The sequence below is a fragment of the Flavobacterium bomense genome, assembly GCF_003970355.1.
This window is the reverse complement of the sequence record NZ_RYDJ01000301.1, coordinates 1-1006: the sequence shown is the minus strand read 5'-3', so window position 1 is coordinate 1006 and position 1006 is coordinate 1. Positions and strand designations below refer to the sequence as shown.

The window sequence follows — 1006 nt, the reverse complement described above, 5'->3', positions numbered from 1 at the left end:
CGTATTTTTCTTTGTAGAATTCTAACGGTTTTTTTAATCTTAAAAGGGCAATGCCACATTCGTGTTAAATTGCGTCGATCATCGTGTTGTTGTAATTTGTAGTAAGTTTTTTTATCGCAAATTATTAGTTTTAAATCTGATAAATTACGTTTATTCTTAATAAAAAAAAGCCTCGAAATCTCGAGGCAAATTTTTTATATTTCTATATCAAATTGAGTTAGAGATTTGAATTGCTGTAATCTCGCAATCACTTCATCCTTATCTAGATGTACCATTCTTTCGGTTCCAAATCTTTCTACACAAAAGGAAGCGAGATTAGATCCATAAATTATGGCGTTTTTCATATTCTCGAATGATATGTTTTCGCTCTGTGTAATATATCCTGCAAAACCTCCTGCAAAAGTATCTCCAGCTCCTGTTGGATCAAAAACTTCTTCTAATGGCAAAGCTGGTGCAAAGAAAATTTGGTGGTTGTGAAACAATAAAGCGCCGTGTTCTCCTTTTTTGATTACTACAAATTCGGGGCCCATTGCATGGATTTTTGCTGCTGCTTTTACCAATGAATATTCTCCTGATAATTGTCTTGCTTCTTCATCGTTGATGGTAATAACATCGATACGTTTTATCACTTCCAATAATTCTGGTAAGGCACAATCCATCCAAAAATTCATGGTATCAAGAACTACTAATTTTGGTTTGACATCCATTTGGTCTAAAACGCTACTTTGTACTAATGGATGCAAGTTTCCTAACATCACGACATCGGCAGTTTTGAAATTCTGAGGAACTTTTGGTTGAAAATCAGCCAAAACATTTAATTCTGTTGCCAATGTATCTCTAGAGTTCAAATCGTTGTGGTACAAACCGCTCCAAAAGAAGGTTTTTCCACCTTTGACCACTTCAAGACCAGAAATATCAATGTTTCTATCGGTCAATAAATCTAAATATTCTTGTGGAAAATCATCGCCAACAACAGAAACAATAGCAGATTCAAGGATAAAATGAG

Annotated in this window: 1 protein-coding gene; it reads right to left on the bottom strand. The window is 34.4% G+C overall.

Going from position 1 to position 1006, the window contains the following annotated elements:
* Positions 1-194 precede the first annotated feature (194 nt).
* A partial coding sequence (locus EKL98_RS17470; protein ID WP_126563279.1) for a PfkB family carbohydrate kinase occupies positions 195-1006 on the bottom strand: 812 nt, incomplete at its 5' end.